Genomic DNA, 5,585 nt, shown 5'->3' with positions numbered 1-5,585 from the left:
GCCCGGACCTACGGGGGATGAGGTCCGGGCGCCGCGGGAATGCGGAGCCGTCGGCGGACTCGGGGGACGATCCGTACGACGGCCCGAGGGAACCGGAAGAGCCGGGGGTGCCAGAGGAACCAGAGGAATCGGACAACAAGTCGAGTGTTCCCGCTGCTCGGTGGGACGACGAACCGGGCGCGAGGGGGCGCGTGCCCGGTGTTGCACTCGGGTGACCCTGGCAGTCCGGGGCGCGGACAATGCGACGGATTGCGCACACCTGGTCGACGATTCGCGAACGACGGGGCTTTTGGGGCGCATTGGCTCTGGCGCTCTTGTGGGATCGTCCGCCGACGGCCCGTCAGTAGGGAATGACGGGGGTTTTGGCGGCATTCGCGGAAGGGTGTTCGCGCGGTCTCCCGCGGACGGGTCCGTCAGATCAGAGGGGTCGGACCCCGGCGTACTGCCGGTACTCGCGCGGTGTGGCCTCGTACCGCGCCCGGAAGATCCGGGCGAACACGCTGGCGTTCTCGATGCCGACCGAGCGTCCGATCGCGGCGATCGACCGGTGCCGCTGCCGGGGGTCCGCGAGCATCCGACGCGCCTCGGCGAGCCGGGTCTCGCGGATGAACCGCGAGGGCGACAGGCCGCTTTCCCGGAACGCCAGCTCGACGTACCGCACCGACACGTCGAACGCGGCGGCGAGCAGCTTCGGCGACAGGTCGGGATCGGCGAGGTGCCGTACGGCGAAGTCCTTCATGCGCAGGAGCTGCGCGCCCCTCGACATGCGGGCGTCGGCGAAGTGCCGGTGTCCGGACTCCGCCAATCGGAGCGAAGACACGAGCAACTCGTGTGCGGTATGGCCGAGTTCGTGGACGGTCTCGGCGGGGAGCCCGGGCGCGCCGCGGCCCAGTTCGCCGAGCAGGGACATCAGGACGCGGAGGCTGGGGTTCTGCGCGGAGACGTACTGCCCCAGCATGTGCCGGTCCATGCGCAGGTCGCGCCGCAGTGAGGCGCGCGGGACGTTGACGATCAGGTAGTGGGCGAAGCTGTCGGCGGTGACGGAGAACGGCTCCGAACTGTCGACCAGGATGGCGTCGCCGGCGCCGAGGTGGTGCTGCCGTCCGCGCTGCTCGGCCCGGCTGGGGCGCCGGGATATGGAGAGGTGGAAGAAGTCGACCGGGTTGTGGTTGATCAGCCGCGGCGTGCGGGCGACGTACACCGGGTCCGAGGCGACGTCGGTGAGGCTGATCGGCCCCAGGTCGAGCACGTAGACCCAGCCCGTGTAGTCGGGGCTGCCGGGCGTGGCAAGGGGCGTGGCGTCCATCTCCACGATGGCGTCGCGCAGGGAGTCGCGCCAGGAGTCGACGTCCGAGGCGAAGCCTTCGCCGGGCAGTCCGGAACCGGCGCGCACGACGGGGCGCTTCTGGCCGTCGCGGCGGACGGTGTGGCGGCGGGCGGTGGAGCGCGGGGTGCTCTCGGTGCCATGGGTTTCGCGGGTGCCATGGGTGTCATGGGTTTCATGGTTGCCATGGGTTTCTTGGGTGCCATGGGTGCCATGGGTGCCATGGGTGCTTTGGGAACTCGGGGAACTCGGGGAACTCGGGGAACCTTGGGAAACGGCTCCCGCGTCCTGCTGTCCATCCGCGGAAACCCGGTGTCCCCCAGCAGTGTTCGTGGTCAGTGGACGGCTCACCGGCTTCACCTTTCTGTCGCGCGGTCGGGACTGCGGAAGCGACCCGTCATGGTACGGGCCATATATGGCGGGTACGTCACCGTCGGTCAAAATCGCACAGAACACGTTCGCCTCCGAGCTATTCGCGAACAGTCCGTTGGTGAGCATGGGCACCGCAGATCCCGCAGGAGAGGACCCCATGCGCACAGTTGCCGTGCTCGGAGCCGGAATCGCCGGCCTGCTCGCCGCCCGGGTGCTGGCCGGGCACGCCGACGAGGTGGTGGTTGTCGAACGGGACGATCTCGGTGGGTCGATGGGAGTGGACACGGGAGCGTCCGCGGTGGCTGCGGGAGCCGCGATCTCCGGGTCCGGCGAGGGGCCGAGGCGCGGCGTCCCGCAAGGCACGCAGATGCACGCCCTGCTGGAGGCCGGTCGGCGCGGCATCGAGCATCTGCTGCCGGGGTTCACCGACGAGTTCGTGGCGGCGGGAGCCGTACGGGCGAACACCGGCACGGACGTGTTCGGTTACCTCGACGGGCAACGCAAGGCGTTGGTGGGCGACTTGCCGATGGTGAGCGCGACGCGTCCCTTCCTGGAGGCACACGTACGGCGACGCGTGTTGGCGTACCCGGGAGTTCGGGTCGAGGCGGCCACCGTGCGCGGGCTGTCGTTCCGCGGCGAGCGAGTGGACGGCGTACGCCTGGCTCGGGGTGCCGACGAAACCGCGGAGACCCTGCACGCGGACCTGGTCGTGGACGCGACCGGGCGAGGCAGCCGCGTATCCGCGTGGCTCGCCGAAGCCGGGTGGCCCGAACCGCCGTTGCGGCGCATCGCGGTCGATCTCGGTTACGCCACCGCCGTGTTCCGTGCGCCGGGGATCGATCCGAGCGCGGTCACCGACGGCGCGACCCTCGCCCAATCCCTCACCACCCTGCCGGACGGCCGAGTACGCGTGGGGACGCTGGGCCGGATCGAGGGCGACCGCTGGATCGCGCTCATGGCGGGCTACGCCGACGACAAACCCACCCGCGCGCCGGACGACTTCCTCGCCCGCTGCCGCGAAGACCCGGGCGAGGCCTTCGGCAAGCTCGCCGCCAACGCGCAACTCGACGGCGACGTCGCCGTCTACCGCCACCCCGACAACCGCCGCCGCGACTTCCACCGCGTCAGCCGGTTCCCGGCGGGCCTGGTGAGCGTCGGGGACGCGGTGGCGTCGTTCAACCCCGTCTACGGCCAGGGCATGTCCTCGGCCGCCGCCCACGCACTGTGCCTCGCCGACGCCCTCTCATCCGGGCGCCTACCGAACGAACCCGCGCGGGACTACTTCTCGGCAGTGCGGCGCGTCGTCGACGACGCGTGGCAGACGTCCGTCCTCAACGACCTGCGCCTGCCCCACGTCGCTGCCGAACGCCCCTTCGGCTTCGCCCTGGCCACCCGACTCGGCGACCTCGTCCACCGAGCCACCGTCACCGACCCCGTAGTCGGCCTGCGCTTCCTCCACGTCCTCCACATGATCGCCCCACCACGAACACTGATGACCCCGGCAACGATCGCACGGTCGTTGAGGGCCTCGCGGGACTCGCGACGCGGGGACTGAGGGACCCTTCTCTCCAACCCCCTCGTGCGTACGCCGCGCTACCGACCTACACGCTGCATGCAACAACTCGTCCGTCGACCAGTCCGACCACTATCCGTCCCCCGTCCCGTGACACGACCATGGACAGAGGCTGAACCGGACAGTCGTCGACCAGCAGCGTGTGGCGCCACAGGACGTTCCCGCTTGTGACGTCCAAGGCCGCGAACTCGCCGGACGCGTAGGCGACGTATGCCACTTCGCCGACGCAGTCGACCGCAACCACAACCTCATCGGCCCGCGATATCCAACGGACCTCGCCTGTCGGGTAATTGCGGGCCGAGACGACGAACCCGCCGTCTTCCACCCCGTATCGCCCCGACTCACTCCCTGACACGACGAGGATCGGGCCTTCTGCCGTCTCCGCGTACGCCGCCGGTCCGCCCGACGTCCACGGCCGATCCGCGGCGACCTTCAGCGGGAACAGGTCGCGGTACGAGTCCGAGGCGTCGTCGTACCGGCAAACCCAAGAGCCCGTGGCGTCCTCCGCATTGCGGACAAACAGGATGTCGGGGCAGTGCCGAGGCGAGAGATATGTACCGAAGAGCGAGTGCGCTGTCATGCCTGCGCCGTCCCGCCGGGCCCCGTCCGGCGCGATCAACAGCAGCGGCGTACCGTCGACATCGTGCCGCGTGTCACGCAGCGCGATCAGCCCGTCCGCGCGGGACGTCATCACCCGCGGAACGTCCAACGCGACGACTTCGACGAGCGATCCATCCTCGATGGAACGGCGTTCAAGAGCTGTGTCCGGATGGGTGACGTACTGCCCATCCCACCGTGGCTGCGGACAGAGCAACGCCCAAGCGGATTTGCCGTCCGCCGCCACCCGGATCTGCCGCGCACCGAACTCGCTGCGTACCGCCCACTGCAACTCACCCGACGGCAGGCGGCATTCGAGAGTCGTCCCTTCGCCGGCGGCCAGAACGCGCCCGTCCGGCAACAGCTCAACCGCCCACACCTCCCCGCGCAATTCCCACGAACTCCCCACCTCCGCCGCAATCCCGGCAAGCCGAGCCCGTGTCCTGGGCCCGAGAATGCCCCCTCTCTCCTGCTCCTCGCGGTCCCGCAATGCCCGCGTCCCCACAACATCCTCAACCGGCTCGCCCAACTCTCCGTCGACGATCCCAAGCCAGTCGCCACATTCCACCGTCGCCACATACTCACCCCCAAACTGGCTTTCGTCGCCCTCCGCATCATGAGGCGCAGTCACGACCCGAAGCACCCGATCATCGACCCACTCCAGGTTCCCGACGTACCGCGTCCCCTCAAAGGCCGAAACCAGCCGCCCCGAAACCAGATTCGCCAGCAGCAGTTCGCCCTCGTAGAAGTCCCCGTCAAAGGTCCCCCTACCCAGCGCCAGCAACGGCAACGATGGGTGGAACGCCCCCACGTACGCACTCCCGTGATGCTCGAACGCCATGATCCGCCGGAGAGTCCGGCGCTCGTAGACCCCAAACCGCGCACTCGGCCGACGCCCCCCGACATCCCACCCCGGCCACTGCAACCGACTCACATATCCCAAGACCCCAAGCCGGTCCGCGTCCTCAAGCACCACCAACGGACTGACGACCTCCGCAAACAGCCGATCCCCATAAATCCCGGCAACCACCAGCGGAGAATTCAAGCTCGCCTCAGACACAACCCCGAGCATAAGCACCAAGCCCCAGCCCCTCCCCCACCTCGCGCCCCCTGGACATTCCGAACCCACCACAAGCGACAATCAGCCCGTGGAACCAATCCTCGACCTGGCCGCCATCACAGCACCGTCCGGCGTCCTGGTGCTGGGAATGGCCAGTCGGATGGACTATCGGCCGCAAGTGGCCGGGCGCCCAGCTCAATTGCTCGAATACGGCGTGACCAGCCGCACATTCCCTCCGGCGGCCCCGCACGCATGAACACGAACGGGGCATCCCTCCGGCTCACGCGACCCAGCCGTCATCCCAATTCCGCCGGCTCGCCTTGGAGATGATCGCCTTCATGCCCGACCCACTCGAAAGCTGGTCGGCGTCGGTGACAGTGGCGCCGATGGACGGTCACGTGTCGGACATCACCGACCGCGCCGCATACACACCAGACAACGGAAAGCCGTTGACCACCAAGCAGCAGTTGACCGCGCTGACGGCCGACCCGCGGGTGACGGCAGCCCTCGAACGGGTGCTGGCGGACGAGGTCACCCCACACCGCCGGACGTACCCCGCAAGGCATGAGGGGACCGAACATCGGTGAGCTTGCTTCGCTTTGACGGACACCGTCGTTGTGGTGGTCAGGCCGCGGTGAGTGCGGCTTCGTATTCGACGG

At 69.0% G+C, this 5,585-nt stretch carries 4 protein-coding genes; 2 read left to right on the top strand and 2 right to left on the bottom strand.

Annotation, left to right across the window (positions count from 1 at the left end):
• Positions 1 to 418: 418 nt before the first annotated feature.
• Positions 419 to 1,393, bottom strand: coding sequence for a helix-turn-helix domain-containing protein (locus tag ACRX5S_RS13915; RefSeq protein WP_436773222.1), 975 nt, complete (start codon positions 1,391 to 1,393; stop codon positions 419 to 421).
• A 460-nt stretch (positions 1,394 to 1,853) separates the two neighbouring features.
• Between ACRX5S_RS13915 and ACRX5S_RS13910 the strand changes: the two genes are divergently transcribed.
• Complete coding sequence (locus tag ACRX5S_RS13910) at positions 1,854 to 3,251, top strand: FAD-dependent oxidoreductase (RefSeq protein WP_436773221.1); 1,398 nt, start codon at positions 1,854 to 1,856, stop codon at positions 3,249 to 3,251.
• Between the two features lie 46 nt (positions 3,252 to 3,297).
• Here the strand turns inward: ACRX5S_RS13910 and ACRX5S_RS13905 are convergent, their stop codons facing one another.
• The gene (locus ACRX5S_RS13905) at positions 3,298 to 4,926 is read right to left on the bottom strand and encodes an outer membrane protein assembly factor BamB family protein (protein ID WP_436773220.1); all 1,629 of its coding nucleotides are present in this window, start codon (positions 4,924 to 4,926) and stop codon (positions 3,298 to 3,300) included.
• A 338-nt stretch (positions 4,927 to 5,264) separates the two neighbouring features.
• Here ACRX5S_RS13905 and ACRX5S_RS13900 point away from each other — a divergent pair, with 338 nt between their 5' ends.
• A complete protein-coding gene (locus ACRX5S_RS13900) occupies positions 5,265 to 5,513 on the top strand; it encodes a hypothetical protein (RefSeq protein ID WP_436773219.1) in 249 nt (82 codons plus the stop codon).
• Positions 5,514 to 5,585: the final 72 nt, after the last annotated feature.

It is taken from the genome of Yinghuangia sp. YIM S09857, from assembly GCF_051388915.1.
Lineage (GTDB): Bacteria > Actinomycetota > Actinomycetes > Streptomycetales > Streptomycetaceae > Yinghuangia.
This window is presented reverse-complemented; position numbering and strand designations above follow the sequence as displayed.